Source organism: Acrocarpospora macrocephala (genome assembly GCF_009687865.1).
In the GTDB taxonomy this organism is placed as follows: Bacteria; Actinomycetota; Actinomycetes; order Streptosporangiales; family Streptosporangiaceae; genus Acrocarpospora; species Acrocarpospora macrocephala.
Genome location: NZ_BLAE01000074.1, coordinates 43,410 through 58,500, shown reverse-complemented (window position 1 = coordinate 58,500; position 15,091 = coordinate 43,410). Strand labels below are relative to the sequence as shown.

At 68.7% G+C, this 15,091-nt stretch carries 14 protein-coding genes; 7 read left to right on the top strand and 7 right to left on the bottom strand.

The genetic code is table 11. The features are described 5' to 3' along the window. A partial coding sequence (locus Amac_RS56865) for a heterodisulfide reductase-related iron-sulfur binding cluster (protein ID WP_246269095.1) occupies positions 1-542 on the bottom strand: 542 nt, incomplete at its 3' end. Positions 543-693: 151 nt separating this feature from the next. Between Amac_RS56865 and Amac_RS44550 the strand changes: the two genes are divergently transcribed. The 4 genes from Amac_RS44550 (at position 694) to Amac_RS44535 (ending at position 4,512) form a co-directional block, all read left to right on the top strand. Further along, on the top strand, positions 694-1,305 hold the full coding sequence (locus Amac_RS44550) for a FadR/GntR family transcriptional regulator (protein ID WP_246269093.1): 612 nt from the start codon (positions 694-696) through the stop codon (positions 1,303-1,305). 186 nt (positions 1,306-1,491) lie between these two features. After that, complete coding sequence (locus Amac_RS44545; protein ID WP_155360499.1) at positions 1,492-2,511, top strand: LLM class F420-dependent oxidoreductase; 1,020 nt, start codon at positions 1,492-1,494, stop codon at positions 2,509-2,511. 545 nt (positions 2,512-3,056) lie between these two features. Further along, a complete protein-coding gene (locus tag Amac_RS44540) occupies positions 3,057-3,689 on the top strand; it encodes a response regulator (RefSeq protein WP_155349938.1) in 633 nt (210 codons plus the stop codon). Between the two features lie 175 nt (positions 3,690-3,864). After that, positions 3,865-4,512, top strand: a complete 648-nt coding sequence (locus Amac_RS44535; protein WP_155360498.1) for a hypothetical protein — start codon at positions 3,865-3,867, stop codon at positions 4,510-4,512. 187 nt (positions 4,513-4,699) lie between these two features. Here the strand turns inward: Amac_RS44535 and Amac_RS44530 are convergent, their stop codons facing one another. Then, a complete protein-coding gene (locus Amac_RS44530; RefSeq protein ID WP_155360497.1) occupies positions 4,700-8,155 on the bottom strand; it encodes a DNA polymerase III subunit alpha in 3,456 nt (1,151 codons plus the stop codon). Then, a complete protein-coding gene (locus Amac_RS44525) occupies positions 8,155-8,427 on the bottom strand; it encodes a DUF6504 family protein (RefSeq protein WP_155349911.1) in 273 nt (90 codons plus the stop codon). The genes Amac_RS44530 and Amac_RS44525 overlap by 1 nt, the downstream gene beginning before the upstream one ends. Before the next feature lie 134 nt (positions 8,428-8,561). Here Amac_RS44525 and Amac_RS44520 point away from each other — a divergent pair, with 134 nt between their 5' ends. After that, positions 8,562-9,521 (top strand): quinone oxidoreductase family protein, encoded by a 960-nt coding sequence (locus Amac_RS44520; protein ID WP_155360496.1) that lies wholly within the window; start codon positions 8,562-8,564, stop codon positions 9,519-9,521. A 40-nt stretch (positions 9,522-9,561) separates the two neighbouring features. Here the strand turns inward: Amac_RS44520 and Amac_RS44515 are convergent, their stop codons facing one another. From Amac_RS44515 to Amac_RS44505, 3 genes are read right to left on the bottom strand one after another with little or no spacing between them, the layout of a single operon-like run. Then, complete coding sequence (locus tag Amac_RS44515) at positions 9,562-10,542, bottom strand: PucR family transcriptional regulator (RefSeq protein ID WP_246269092.1); 981 nt, start codon at positions 10,540-10,542, stop codon at positions 9,562-9,564. Between the two features lie 13 nt (positions 10,543-10,555). Next, positions 10,556-11,356 carry an ABC transporter permease subunit gene (locus Amac_RS44510; protein ID WP_155360494.1) on the bottom strand — a complete coding sequence of 267 codons (801 nt, stop codon included), beginning with the start codon at positions 11,354-11,356 and terminating at the stop codon, positions 10,556-10,558. Further along, positions 11,325-12,245 (bottom strand): ABC transporter ATP-binding protein, encoded by a 921-nt coding sequence (locus tag Amac_RS44505; RefSeq protein WP_155360493.1) that lies wholly within the window; start codon positions 12,243-12,245, stop codon positions 11,325-11,327. Before Amac_RS44505 ends, Amac_RS44510 begins: the two co-directional genes overlap by 32 nt. A gap of 114 nt (positions 12,246-12,359) precedes the next feature. Here Amac_RS44505 and Amac_RS44500 point away from each other — a divergent pair, with 114 nt between their 5' ends. Further along, positions 12,360-13,190 carry a patatin-like phospholipase family protein gene (locus Amac_RS44500; protein ID WP_155360492.1) on the top strand — a complete coding sequence of 277 codons (831 nt, stop codon included), beginning with the start codon at positions 12,360-12,362 and terminating at the stop codon, positions 13,188-13,190. A 58-nt stretch (positions 13,191-13,248) separates the two neighbouring features. Next, complete coding sequence (locus tag Amac_RS44495; protein ID WP_155360491.1) at positions 13,249-14,283, top strand: 1-acyl-sn-glycerol-3-phosphate acyltransferase; 1,035 nt, start codon at positions 13,249-13,251, stop codon at positions 14,281-14,283. A 53-nt stretch (positions 14,284-14,336) separates the two neighbouring features. Here Amac_RS44495 and Amac_RS44490 read toward each other — a convergent pair whose 3' ends face one another. Continuing rightward, positions 14,337-15,047, bottom strand: a complete 711-nt coding sequence (locus Amac_RS44490; protein ID WP_170322977.1) for a sulfotransferase family protein — start codon at positions 15,045-15,047, stop codon at positions 14,337-14,339. Between the last annotated feature and the right edge of the window lie 44 nt (positions 15,048-15,091).

Here is a 15,091-nt window from a genome sequence, read left to right as displayed (position 1 = left end):
CCCTTTTTGCGCGCCGCTCCCGCACCAACCGACCCATGGCCACCCGAATCGTGAGCAATCGACGCCTGGCCATCCGAATCGTTGGCGGTTGACGCCCGACCACCCGACCCACGATCAACCGAATCGTGGGCGGTTGACACCCGACCATCCGACCCACGATCAACCGAATCGTGGGCGGTTGACACCCGACCACCCGAATCGCGAGCGGTTGACACCTGACCACCCGACCCAGCCACCCCACCGCGATCTTTCGACCCCCCCGCAGCCACCGCCAACCGCGGATACTGCTCGCGAATCATCGCCGTGCACGACCCCGACGGCGTCACCACCGCGTCATACTCCGCGAACACGTCGGTGAAATGCCGCGCGAGCCGTACCCCCTCGGCCGGATACCCCGTGTTGACATGCATCTGCCCGCAGCACGTCTGGGCTTGCGGGAACTCCACGTTCACCCCCAGACGGCGCAGCAGCGTGACGACCGCCCGGCCGGTGTCGGGGAAGAGGGTGTCGTTGACACAGGTGATGAACAGCGCGACCCGCACAGGTGCTCCCGCAGGTATGGTCAGACCAAATATGGTCAGACCATACACCGATCCCCCCGAGAGGCCCAGGGTGTCGAAACTCACCGGATCCCGAACTTTTGAGCAGGTTCTCGCCGAGATCGAGCGGCGGATCACGAGATCGGGTCTCACCGTGGGGGACCGCCTCCCGGGCGAACGACAACTGGCCGAAGAACTGCAGGTCAGCCGGTCCTCGGTACGCGAGGCGTTTCGTGTCCTGGAAACCCTGGGGCTGGTGGAGTGCCAGGTCGGCCGGGGACCCAACGCGGGCGCGATCCTCACCTACGACCCGGACGGCACCCTCACCGACCTGCTCCGGCTCAACCTCGGCCTGTCCAGCCTGACCATGCGCGAGGTCATCGACACCCGGCTCATGATCGAGCAATGGTCGGCGGCCCAAGCCGCCCGAATACCCCACGACACCGATTCCACCCAGGCCATGGCCGCCGCCCTCACCGCCATGGACAACGCCACCACCCCGGAAGACTTCGTCCACCACGACATGGCCTTCCACATCGCCCTCACCGACCGGGCCGGAAACACCCTCAACTCGGCCATCATGCGAGCCCTCAGCAACACCCTCCGCCAGTACGCGGTCGAAGCCGTCCACCGCCTGGGCCACACCACCGACCTGCAGACCGACCACCGGCTCATCCACACCGCGATCACCACAGGCGCGCCGGCGGATGCCGTAACCGCCGTAACCGAACATTTCGCGCGCGCGTATCCGCCGATTACTCATTAACCGCGAACTCCCGCAGGCAGCCACATAGCCACCGACCAGGCGATTCACCGCCGCGGGTTCGGTGAACGTCTCGGCCGCACTCGGCGAGTTGGTCCTGGTGGTGTTCACAGGCCGACCCACAGTTCCGGGCTTCTCATCAATACGACAATCTGGCCACGCAAATATAGAACGTGTTCTACTACAGGCATGGCGAACGATCTGAGGCTGGGACTGAACCTGGGCTACTGGCAGCGGGACGCGACCGACGCGACCGAACTCGTCCAGACCGCGGAACGGCTGGGGTACGACTCGGTGTGGACCGCGGAGGCGTACGGCAGCGACGCGTTCACCCCACTCGCCTGGTACGGCGCCCGCACCAGCAGGATCAAGCTGGGCACCAGCGTGGTCCAACTCTCGGCCCGGACCCCCGCGGCCACCGCGATGACCGCGATGACCCTGGACCACCTCACCGGCGGCCGCCTCCTGCTCGGCATCGGCGCCTCCGGCCCGCAGGTCGTCGAAGGCTGGTACGGCCAGCCCTTCCCCCAGCCCCTGGCCCGCACCCGCGAATACGTCGAGATCATGCGCAAGATCTGGCGCCGAGCGGAGCCCGTGACCAGCGACGGCCCGCACTACCCGCTCCCCTACCCAGGCGGCGCCAACCTCGGCAAACCCCTCAAACTCATCACCCACCCGCTCCGCCCGGACATCCCCATCTACCTCGGCGCAGAGGGCCCAAAGAACGTCGCCTTATCCGCAGAAATCGCCCAGGGCTGGCTCCCCCTCTTCGTCTTCCCCGAGAAGATCGAATCAATGTACGGCGACGCCCTCGAACACGCCGCCCCCGGCTTCGACATCGCCGCCATGGTCCTCGTCATCGTCACCGACGACCTCCGCGCCGCCCTGGACGGAGTAAAAATGATGTTGACCCTCTATATAGGCGGCATGGGGTCTAAATCCCGCAATTTCCACGCCGACATCATCGGCCGCATGGGCTACGCCGAAGCCGCCGAACACATCCAGGCCCTCTACCTGGCCGGCCGCCGCGACGAGGCCTTCCAGGCCATCCCCGACGAGCTGGCCGACGGCATCTCCCTCCTCGGCCCCCTCCCCAGAATCCGCGAACGCCTCGACCTATGGCGCAAAAGCCCCGTCACCAACCTCCTCATCATGGGCCCCCACGACGAACCCACCCTCACCGGCATCCGCGACCTCGTCCTCGGCTAACACACGGCAAGACCCCAACATCCGCGACTTGCGGGCAGCTAACTCGCCACCGCGTAGAAGCGGAGCCGCTCGTGCGGGGGACGCTGCTCGTTGTAGGCCCAACAGCCCCTGTCCCTCCCGGGACGCCACACAGGCGTGAAATTGGGCCCGCCAACACCGAAGTTTCTGCCAGATACCTACCCGAGGTCTCCATTTCCGATCAGAGGTGACACCCGGCAAGAACCCAGCATCCACCCGCCGCCACCCGACAGAAGCGGCGCCCGGCAAATCCCCAAATCCACGGCCTCGTCCTCGGGTAACACGCGGTAACCCCCGATAGGAACACGTAGCAGAATGCCGCTCTTACACCAGAGCGGCGAGAACCACCACCAGCGCTAACGGCACCGGATAACGGCGAGCGACCCCGGCGCCCCCCTAAGCCATTAGCCCCGATAGGCCACCTCTCACGCGACGAATCCACCGCGCCAACGGCCGCTCAACAGAGGTCCCCCGCAGCAGCCGTCGGGCGAGAGTCACCGGACAGACCGTATATTCCTCGCGTGAAGGTGCTCATCGCCGATGACCAGGAACTCGTCCGTGCCGGTTTCACCATGATCCTCGACGCCCAGCCGGACATCGAGGTGGTCGCCGCGGTCGCCGATGGTGCGGCGGCGGTGCAGGAAGCCCGGCGGTTGCGGCCGGACGTCTGCCTTTTGGACATCCGGATGCCCAAGCTTGACGGTCTCGAAGTCACCCGCGCCCTGGCGGGCCCCGGCGTGCCCGACCCGATGCGTGTGGTCATCGTGACCACGTTCGACCTGGACGAATACGTCTATGGCGCGCTCCGCGCGGGCGCGTGCGGGTTCCTGCTGAAGGACAGCGGCCCGGCCCTGCTGATCGAGGCGGTCCGCGCCGCCGCGGCGGGTGACGCCCTGGTTTCCCCGTCGGTGACCGTACGCCTGCTGGCCCATCTGTCCCGTCCGGTCGCCCCCAGGACCACCGGCGAATCGTTGACCGAACGTGAGCTGGACGTCGTGCGTCTGGTGGCCCGGGGCCGTACCAACCAGGAGGTCGCGGCGGAGCTTTTCGTGTCGCTTTCCACGGTAAAGACGCATCTCAGCAGTATTTTCATCAAACTGGACGCCCGAAATCGGGTGGAGATCGCGGCTTGGGCCTGGGAGTCCGGTGTCATGGCCTGATTAGCGGGAGCTCTGCCGGGATATTAATGAGAAAGTCGTGATCTGGACAGCCGAATCGCCTGGTCAGCGACTATGCGGCTGGCTGTGGGACGGGTTTCTCGTTAGTACAAGTGAGGCAAGTGCTCGGTGACCGGCTGCGACCGGAGGATGAGCTCGCGTGCCGGGGGGAGAATTCATGCGCTCGCTTCAAAGAGCCGCGACCGGGGTCTACGCCGCCCTCACCGCACAGGTCACCGCCACCACGGCACTGGTCATCTTCGAGGAGACCCGCGGTCACCGCCTGGCCCAGCAACTCGCCTCGTTCGGCGGCGACCCGAACGCGCCGGGGGCCGCCGAGGTGGTCGGCGCGGTCACGGTGTTCGCCATCCTCATGATGATCATCGTCGCCACCACCCTGATCGCCGCCGCGACCTACCTGGTCTGGCTTCGCCGGGCCCGCCCCAGTTCGTCCGCGACCTCCGTGCTGGCCGCCTGGCTCCTGCCCGGCGTCAACCTGATCATCCCGCCCCTCCTCGCCGACTGGGCCTGGCAGGACACCGACCGCCAGGGCCGCACCCGCTGGCTGACCCTGCTCACCACCTGGTGGACCAGCTGGCTGATCGTCCTGTGGATCCTCCTGATCCACCTCCCCGGCTCCACCGGCCTGACCGGCCTCGGCCCATCCGAACTGTCGATGATCACCCTCGCCGCGCTACTCTGCGCCACCACCGTCCGCGAGATAACCACCAGCCGCGCCAAATCCCGCTCGATTAGCCACACACCCTCAGCCATGGCACATTTCCACCGAACCTCCCTACCCGGTTCCACCAGAAGAATCGCATAGGAGCCAAGCCGCTCGCCGTTATCCGGCGCCGTTCACGCAGGTGATGGTCCTCGCCGGGCGCCGAGAGCGGCGGCCCCGGTCGGTGCCCACGACGGTGACCACGTCGCCGCGGTGGAAGTTGTCGTAGTTTGTCTGTTCGGTATGTGCCAACACTGCACAGGAGAGCCCAGGCACTGAAACACGCCCGTCAGGGTGTGGGGCCTGAGCTGCCCATGCTGGCGTGCCACAACACCCGCGGCGGCTCCTTGACCCCCGCCGTAGGCCCGATATCCGCGTACGGCGAGAGCCGATACCCGTTCTCGTACCTGATCTGGCGCCCCCCGACCCCATCTCCCGACCCCGGCCTTTCCGCCAGGACGGCATGCACCGCCTGGATGCCCTGAGCACGCCAGAGCCGGTCGAGATCGGTCAGATTCCAGCAGTGCACGGCCCGCATCGAGATCGCCCGCGCCCCCGTGCGCCGCACCACCCCCCGGGCGACCAGCAGCCACGACCCGAAGACCGTGGACGCGGTATGCCCCTGCACCGACTCGAAGAAGGTCAGATCGACCGGCCCGGTGGAGTCGTCCAGCGTGGTGAAGATGACCCGCTGCCCGGATCGCACGGCGGGCGTCTGGGTCGCCACCTTCACCCCGGCGACCAGGATCTCCGCGCCGTTGCGCTGGCGGAGCAGGTCGCGCGCCCGGACCACGCCGATCGCGTCGAGCAGCTCGTCGTGGAAGCCGATCACGTGCCGGCTCACGTCCATGCCGAGCACGGCCAGCTCCGCCTCGACCGCCTCCGCCTCGGTCATCTCCGGCAACTCCCCCGGCGTGATCCGCTCGGCGAACCCCATCGGCAGCTGCACGGCCAGCGCGCTCACCCCGGACCTGGACGCCCGTTCCAGCACCCCGACCTGGGCGATCAGGTCACGCCTGGTCAGCCGCCCGGGCCGCCAGCGGGGCTCCCCGGGCCGCAGGCCGTGCACCGCGTCGAACCCGCCCACCTCGACGATCCGCTCGGCCACCGGCCGGGACGGCCGCGCCCGCGCCCAGAAGTCGGCCATCGACGTATACGGCCTGCCCGCCACCATTCGATCCACTTCGGCCTCGCTGATGCCTTTGATCGCGGAGAAGGGCACGCGCAAGCCGTACCCCCGGCCGAACTCCTCGGCGCGGGCCGCGCTGGCCCGCGCGTCGCCGGGGCTCGCCGGGCCGAGGTCCTCGGGGCGCACGGTCAGGGTGAGCTTCTCGACCCGCCAGTCCCGGTCGGAGTGGTTGATGTCCAGCGGCAGGATGTGCACCCCGCACTGGCGGGCCTCGTCGAGGATCACCCGATTGGGATACATGCCCGGCTCGTGGGTCAGCACGCCGGCGAAGAACGCGGCCGTGTGGTGGCGTTTGAGCCAGGCCGACTGGTAGGTGGGCACGGCGAACGCCGCCGCGTGCGCCTTGCAGAAGCCGAACGCGCCGAACGCGTCCAGGATCTGCCACACCTTCTCCACCGTCTCGGCGTCGAACTCGGGCCGCACCCGCAGCTCCCACCAGGCTCGCACCTTGCGCCGCCCGTCGGGGCTGGAGAGGGTCCGGCGGATCTTCTCCGCCTCCGAGAGGCCGCATCCGGTCATCGCGTCCACGATCCGCAGCACCTGCTCGTGGAAGACGACCACCCCGTGCGTCTCCCGCAACGATTCCCGCAGGTCCTGGTGGGGATAGTGGGCCGCCCTGAACCCATGCCGGGACTCCAGGAACGGCGTGACCATGTCCGAGTTGACCGGCCCTGGGCGGAACAGCGAGATATCCACGATCAGGTCGTGCATGGTCCGCGGTTCCAGCTTGGCGACCAGTTCCCGCTGCCCGGGCGACTCGATCTGGAAACACCCGAGGGTACGGCTGGCGCAGATCATGTCATACGTGGCCACGTCATCCCGGGGCACCTCCTCCAGCGCGATCTCCTCCCCGTCCACCCGGCGCACTTCGCTCACCGCATAGGCCATGGCGGACTGCATGCGCACGCCGAGCACGTCCAGCTTGAGCAGGCCCGCCTCCTCCACGTCGTCCTTGTCGAACTGCGACATCGGGAAGTCCAGGAAGCTGCGCTCGATCGGGGTGCGGCCGCCGAGGCCGGAGTTGCCGATCAGCACGCCGCACGGATGCAGCGCGATGTGCCGGGGCAGCCCGTCCAGCCGTTCGGCCAGCCGGAACACCGTCTCCAGCGCCCGGTCGTTGAGCCCGCTTCCCCGCAACTCCGGCAGATCGTCCAGCGCGGCCCGGATCTGCCTGGCCCGGACGTGCGGGAACGCCTTGGCGATGGCGTCGATCTCGTGCGGCGGCAGGCCCATCGCGGCGCCCACGTCCCGGATCGCGCTGCGCGCGCGGTAGGTCTCCATCATGGAGACGCAGGCCACCCGATCCGTGCCGTACCGCTCGAGGATGAGGCGGTAGCAGTCCAGGCGGCGGGCCGACTCCACGTCCACGTCGATGTCGGGCAGGCCGATGCGGCCCTCGGCGAGGAAACGTTCCATCAGCAGGCCGTGCTCCAGCGGGTTCACCTCGCCGATCCTGATCAGGTAGTTGACCAGGCTGCCCGCGCCCGAGCCGCGGATCGCGCAGCGGATGCCATGCGAGCGGATCATGTCGGTGATCCCCGCCACTGCCACGAAATATCCGGACAAGCTTTTCTTTTCGATGATCCGCAGTTCGTCGTCGAGCCGCCGCCTGGCTTCGCGTGAACGATGCAGGCCGCGCTCGTGCAGCCCGTCCTGGCAGCGGTGGCGGAGGAACGGCACCGGATCCATGCCCACCTCCGGCAGGTGCAGGATCGGATCCTGCTTTTTCAGCAGCGGGACGATCTCGAACGGGTCGAGCGCGGACGCTTCGGCCGTGCGCCGGGTCTCGGCGAGCAGCCGCAGCATCCGGCCCTGGTCGCCGCCGCAGATCCGGGCCGCGACCCGGGCCATCTCGGCGCCGCTTTTGAGGTATGCGTGCGAGGACGGCTGGATATGCCGCCCGTGCAGGGGCACGAGTTTGCGGGCCGCGTCCAGGACGTTGCCGATCTGGTAGTCGGCAGGGTCGAGGTGGCGGACCGCGTTGGTCAGCACGGCGGGGACGCCCAGGTTGTCGGCCAGGGCGAGCAGGCGGGTGGCGGTGGTGGCGTCGCGGTAGCCGTACCGATCGACGAGTTCGACGGCGAGGTTCGGGACGAGGGAGCGCCAGGTGGTGAGCAGGGTTCTGGCCTGGCCGTCGCGGCGGGCGGCCATCGCCCGGCCCACGTCGGAGTCGGGGCCGAGCAGGACCGTCAGGCGGCCGGACTCGGCCAGCATCGCGGGGGTGACGAACGGCGCGCCGCGCTCGCCCGCGTGGTGGGCGGCGGTGATCAGGCGGCACAGGTCGCCCCAGCCGTCGGAGCGGGCCAGCACCACGATCCTGGTCTCCTCGTTCTCCACGGCCAGGTCCACGCCGACGATCGGGGTGATGCCCGCCTGGTAGCAGGCCTGGACGTGTTTGATCGCGCCGTAGAGGCCGTCCCTGTCGGTCACCGCGAGCATGTCCATGCCGTGTTCGGCGGCACGTTTGACCAGGGCGTCCGGGAACGCCGAGCCATACCGCAGCGAATAGGCCGAAGCGACGTGCAGGTGACAGAAGCCAGGGTGGAACGTTCCCATCAATCCCACGCCCGGAGCAGGAGCCATGCCTCGCTCGCGGTGTCGAACCGCAACTCGTAGGTGCCGACCTCCCGACCGGCGGCGGCCTCAACCCGCCAGAACCGGCGCTCGCCGGGGTCGGTCTCGGAGGTCTTCCACCATTCGCGGGCGACCACCCAGTGGTCAAGGATCTGGCGGACGACATAAAGCCGGTCACGCCAGACAAATCGAGCGGGCTGCCCGTCTCTGACCCACACCTCGATCGGATCGCCATAGAGTCGGCTCACGGTCATTCTCCCTGTGGCTGGCAACTGCCACCCGGGGGAAGACGGGCGGTGCTGTATCGAACATATGTTCTCTGGAGATCGAACGCAAGTTCGGGTTGCTGGAGAATGAGCGTGGGCAAGACCAGTCAGAGGGGAGTCGCATGCGCGCCATCGTCGTTTCCGCTTTTGGCGGATCTTCCGTACTCGACTACACCGAGGCGCCCGACCCGGTGCCCGGGCCGGGCGAGGTGCTGGTCGACGTCGCGGCGGCCGGGGTCAACTACATCGACGTCTATCACCGCGAGGGCCGCTACCCGATGCCGCTCCCGCTGGTGCCCGGCTCCGAGGGCGCGGGCACGGTCGCCCAGGTCGGCCCCGGTGTCGCCGACGTCGTGGTGGGCGACGCGGTGGGCTGGGTGAGCGTGCCGGGTGCGTATGCGGAGAAGGCCGTCATTCCCGCCGCGAAGGCGATCCCGTTGCCGCCCGGCGTCAGCCCGGAGCAGGCCGCCGCCGTCCTGCTGCAGGGCCTGACCGCCCACTATCTGACCACTTCTACCCATCCGGTACGGCCCGGCGACACCGTGCTCGTGCACGCGGCCGCTGGCGGGATGGGCCTGCTGCTCACCCAGATGGCCAAGCTGCACGGCGCCCGGGTGATCGGCACGGTGTCCACGCCCGAGAAGGAGAAGATGGCCAGGGAGGCGGGGGCGGACGAGGTGATCGGCTACGACGACTTCGCGACGCGGGTCCGCGGGCTGGTTCCCGAAGGCGTGGACGCGGTCTACGACGGCGTCGGCGCGGCCACCTTCGACGGCTCGCTGGCCTCGGTCCGCGCGCGTGGCCTGCTCGCGGTGTACGGCGCGGCCAGCGGCCCGGTTCCCCCCTTCGACCTGCAACGTCTCAACCAGGCCGGTTCCGTCTTCCTGACGCGGCCGTCGCTGGGGCCGTACACGGCGGACCGGGAGGAGCTGCTGGGCCGGGCCTCCGACGTGCTGGGCTGGCTCGCGTCCGGGCAGCTCCACGTGCATGTGTTCGCCCGGCTGCCACTGGCCGAGGCAGCGCGCGCCCACGACGACCTGGAAGGCCGCAAAACCGTGGGGAAACTGCTGCTGATCCCTTAGCGGCTTGGCCGAGCCCGCCGTGCCGGAGGCGCGGCCAATGTCACAGCTGGTTCGGCCAGTCCAGGAGTCGTGCGCCGAGAATGGCCGTTTCCAGGGTGAATCGCTGGGTCGGGTCCTCGGGGGAGAATCCGGTCAGGCGGCGGACCCGCTCCAGCCGGTAGGTGACCGCCCGGGTGCTGATCCCCAGCCTGCGGGCGGCCGCCGTCTGGTTGCCCTGAGCCGCGAAGACCTGCTCCAGCGTGTCGATGAGCGGCTCCGGGCCGCCGCGCGCGTCGAGCAACGGGCTGAGCACGCTGGTGACCAGATCTTCTATGGCCTCCCTGTCCCGCAGCAGCACCGGGAAGACCAGCAGGTCGGCGGCCTTCAGCACGGGCGCGCGCAGTCCCAGCCGGTCGCCCAGGTCGAGCGCGTTGCTCGCCTCCCGGTAGGAGGTGACCACGCCGCCCGGGCCCCGATGGGCGCGGCCGATCCCGATCCGCCAGCCCGGCTCGAACCGGGACCGCACATGATGGGTGAACTCGCCGGTCGCGGCCGCCAGCGTGCCCGGCACCACGCAGACGAGCAGCCCGGCCCGCACCGCGATCAGGATGTTGTGCGAGCCGAACCGCGCGATCAGCTCCCGCTCGATCGTCCCGGCCAGCGCGTCGGGCACGCCGGTGACCGGGCGGGCCACGGCCACCACGTACGACTCGGCCAGCCTGAGCCCGAAATGTTCGGCTCGTTCGGCCAGCCGTTCAGCCCGGCCCTGGAGCAGGTCGTCGACGAACTCCCTGCGGGCCGTCTCCTCCGAGCGCAGGGCCAGGCGCTGGGCGTCCTCGTACCCCTCGATCAGGGCCGAGACGGCGCGGCGCAGCGCGGGCAGCACGGCGGCCGAGCCGAGCTGCTCGGCCTCGCGCAGCGCGGCGTCCACCATCGTGCGCAGTGGAACGCCCTGCTGGGCGGCCTTCGTCCCGGCTGAGCGGTATTCGTCCAGCATCGCCCGGTCGGGCAGCCGGCCAGCTGTCTCTCCGAGCAATCCCATCGGACACTCCGCATCAGACTCCGACATCGCGCCGGTCGAAGGCCAGTGCCGCCGTCAGCAGCAGCACCGCCGTCGCCCCCGCCAGAACAAGGTAGTCGCCAACGGGAAAGCCCTGGTAAATCGGCTTGCCTTCGAGGTAGTAGTGGAACGGCGAAACCCACTTCAGCCACGATATGGCGGACACGTTCTGGCCGATCGTGACGACCGCGTACCCCCCGATCGTCCACACTCCGGCCACGGCCGAGGCCAGCCCCTTCCGCCCGGTGGCCGCGCCGACGGCCAGGGTCAGCGTGCCGAAGAAGAGCGCGAGCAGGAACACGCCGGTGTGCGCGGCCAGGATGCGATCCGCCGGCACGCCGACACCCACGTTCGTGGCGATCGCCCAGGCGAGCAGGTAGGTCAGCGCCACCGCGGCCAGCAGCCCGAGCAGGCCCGCCCCGAAGCGCTGGAGGAGCAGGCGGACACGTTCGATCGGGAGGGTGACGGTCAGCTCCAGCAGGCCGGACTCTTCCGGCTGGGCGATCGCCCGGTTGCCGATCCCGCAGGCGCAGGCGATGAACAACATCGGGACGAACAGCTGGTAGACCACCGACTGCAGGAATCCGGGACCGCTGGTGAAGTCGGCGAGGCCGCCCATCAGGTCCTTGAGGGCGCCCGGGTATTTGGCGAGGGCGGCCGGGCCGTACACCTCGGGGCTTTCCTTGATGTTCGCGTAGATGCCGATATAGATGGACATGAAGACGCTGATGCCGATGGTCCAGCCGATCAGCATCCGCCGGTACTCACGCAGGCTTTGCGCTACCAACGCGGGCATGCTGATCCTCTTCTCCGCTGTAGTAGGTCAGGAAGATCTCTTCCAGGTCGGGTTCCGCGCTGACCAGGTGCACCACCGTGAACCGGGCGGCGGCCTTGATCAGCGCATCGGGGCGGCCGTCGATCGTGCAGGTCACGCTCGCCCCGGCCGCCCTCAGATCGCGTACGCCCGGCAGCCCTTCGAACGCCTCCGGCGGCACCGGCGCGTCGAAGTGCAGCTCGACCCGGCGAACCGCCTTCTCGCGGAGCGCGGCCACCTCCTCGACCGCCACCAGCCGCCCGGACCTGACGATCCCCACCCGATCCGAGACATGCTCCACCTCGGCCAGCACATGCGAGGACATCAGCACGGTACGCCCATCGGCGCGCACTTCCCGCACCATCGCCAGGAACTCCTGCTGCACGAGCGGGTCCAGGCCGCTGGTCGGCTCGTCCAGAATCAGGAACTCGGGGCGGTGCATGAAAGCCTGGATCAGCCCGACCTTCTGCTTGTTGCCCTTGGAGAGCTTGCCCATCGGGACCGACAGGTCAGCCTCCAGGCGTTCGGCCAGCTCGTCGATCCTGGCCTGGGCGACGCCGCCGCGGGCGTCCGCCAGAAAGCGCAGATACTGCCCCGCGCGCTCGCGCCCCGCCAAAGCCAGCTCGCCGGGGAGGTAGCCGATCCTGGCCCGCACCTTCGCGTCCCCAGGGTCGAGGCCGAGCACCGTGGCCCGGCCCCTGGTCGGCCGGATGACGTCCAGGAGCAGCCTGATCGTCGTCGTCTTCCCCGATCCGTTCGGGCCGAGATAACCGAACACCTCGCCCGGCTGGATCGCGAGGTCCAGGTCCTCCAGACCTCTACGCTGGCCGTAGAACTTGGTCAGTCCTTCGGCTTCCACTACCGCTGTCATGCCGTTCATGGTGGCCGTCCCGGCCTGCCGCCGATAGGTGCCCAGTCCTACAGTTGCCCGCCGATTGCTTTCGCGGTTCCGGCAACATGCCTATGTTGGGAGACGGAGGATCTGGTGGATATCACTGCGTTCGTGCTGGGTGGGGGCGGGGTGCTCGGAGCCCACGAGGTGGGCATGCTCCGCGCCCTCGCGGAGGCCGGGATCACCCCCGACCTGGTGGTCGGAACGTCGGTGGGCGCCCTCAACGGCGTGCTCCTCGCCGCCTCCCCGGCCGACGCCGTCGACCGCCTCACCGAACTGTGGGGATCTTCCATTGTTCGTACGGCTTTCGCCGGCTCGTGGGTGACCCGGCTGTCCACGCTCGCCAAGACCGGCACCCACCTGCACCCGATCGAACCCCTGCGCCGGCTGCTCGGCGCCGCCATCCCCGAGACGTTCGAGGAGCTCCAGGTCCCGTTCCAGTGCGTGGCCGCCTCCATCGAGGGCGCCAGCGCGCGCTGGTTCTCCACCGGGCCGCTCGCCGACGCCGTCCTCGCCTCCTGCGCCGTTCCGGGGTTGCTGCCGCCGGTACGGATCGGGGACGAGCACTACCTGGACGGGGGTCTCGTGCACAGCATCCCCGTCGGGCGGGCCGTGCAGCTCGGCGCGCGGCGGATCTTCGTGCTGCACGTGGGCCGGATCGAGCGCCCGCTGACCCCGCCCAGCAAACCGTGGGAAGTCGGGCTTGTCGCCTTCGAGATCGCCCGCCGCCACCGCTTCACCGAGGAAATGGCCTCCCTGCCCGACGACGTCGAGGTGCATGTCATGCCAGCGGGCTTTAACGGCAAACCCGGCCTGTCCGACCTGCGCTACCGCGATTCCTCCCGAATCGGGGACAACATCGCTCGCGCGTACCACTCCTCGACGGCCTACCTGGCCGCACTGACCAGCCCATCCGCACCATGACCGCGTCGCCCCAGCACGTTTGTTCTCCGGCAGAGCCGCCGGGAGTTAGGAGCCGGTCATGGTGCCGCCCCGGATTATCCGGCGCCTGATCTTCGCGCCGTTGGTGATCGCGCTGACGCTGGCCGTCATCGTGACCCTGCCGATCTGGCTGCTAGTCGGCTTTCTGGCCTCCCTCCGGCTACCGCCCCCGCAGCGGCGGGGAATGCGGCTCATCGCCTTCGCGGTCATCTGGCTGGCCCTGGAATCCGCCGCCCTGATCGCCTGCCTCGGGCTGTGGATCGCGAGCGGCTTCGGCGGCCGCATCCATGTCGAAGCCAACCAGGAACGCCACTACGCGCTGATCCGCTGGTTCCTGTCCCGCATCTACGGCGCCGCCGTACGCATCTTCCGCCTTTCGGTCGACATCGACGAACCCGAGTTCACCCCCGAGGAAGCCTCCCGCCGCCTCACCCGCCCCGTGATCGTCCTCTCCCGCCACGCGGGCCCCGGCGACTCGTTCCTCCTCGTCTACCACCTCCTGGCCCGGTACGGCAGACGCCCCCGCATCGTCATGAAAGCGGCCCTGCAACTCGACCCATCCCTCGACGTGGTCATCAACCGCTTACCCAACGCCTTCGTCCCCCGCAAAATCGCCGAAAGCGGCATAATCACCGAAATCCAACGCCTCTCCGCCGGAATGAACCCCGTCGACGCCCTCGTCATCTTCCCGGAGGGCGGCAACTTCACCCCCCACCGCCGCCACCGCGCCATCGGCCGCCTCCGCGAAAAGGGCCTCCGCGAGGAAGCCGCCCGCGCCGAATCCCTCGACCACCTCCTCCCACCCCGCCCCAACGGCGCGATCGCCGCCATCGAGTCCTGCCCCACGGCCGACGTCATCTTCGTAGCCCACACCGGCCTCGACGACCTGATCACGGTCGGCGACGTGTGGCGAAAACTCCCCGCCCGCACCCACATCCGCGCCAAATGGTGGCGCTACCCCTCCGACCAGGTCCCCCGCACCCGCGAATCCCAAATCACCTGGCTCTTCGACCAGTGGACCCAAATCGACAACTGGATCACCGAAAACCGGACCGCCCAACCGGCTCCTAAATAATCTTCACCAATTCGCCGAGCCCGGATTCTCTTCGGTAAGGGGAAGGGCGGCTGTCAGCGGATCGCTGAGCCTTCTTCTGGGTGCATCTTTCGGAGGGTGAGGGCGCGGCGGCGGCGTAGGGCGGCCGTGCGGACGAAGGAGTCGGTGATGTTGAGGTGCGGGAACGGCTCATCGGGGATCTCGACGCCGAGGAAGTCGCATAAGGGCTGCCAGCCTTGCCGTACGTCGAACACCAGGAGGCGGTCGGGGGCGATTACTCGCTGTACGGCGGTGTTGTGTCGTTGGAAGATTTCCATGGCCAATTGGGGCTCGTCGAAGCGGCCCTCGAAGGTGTCCTCCCAGATCAGGCGCTCGCACAGGGCGCGCCGGCGGCGGAGGGACGGATAGAGTCGTTCCTCCAGGCGCATGATCGCGCCCTCGATGCCGGGCTTTCTGGCCATGTATCGGTAGATGGTTTCGCGGGCGCTGACATACCAGCTTTCGGGGTCGCGGATGGTGAGCACCACCTTGGCGTCGGTATAGGTGTCGGCCAGGTCGCGCCAGAACGAGCACGCCGGCCAATCGACGGCCGACCGGTATCCCGCCAGCAGATCTTTCCAGTCCACCTCCTCGCCTCTTACTACGGCCTCCCACCGAGGGATCAGTTCGGGGTGCTCGCCCAGGGAGGACATGTGGTGGCATGGGCCGTAGCCGAGCTTCACCAGGGCTGCTTGCAGGGAGTATGTGCCGGTTCGTCCCATACCAGCGCCGATGATCTCCACCATGGGATCCTCCGTGGATCGACGAGGTGCGTCGCCTGTTGTACGAA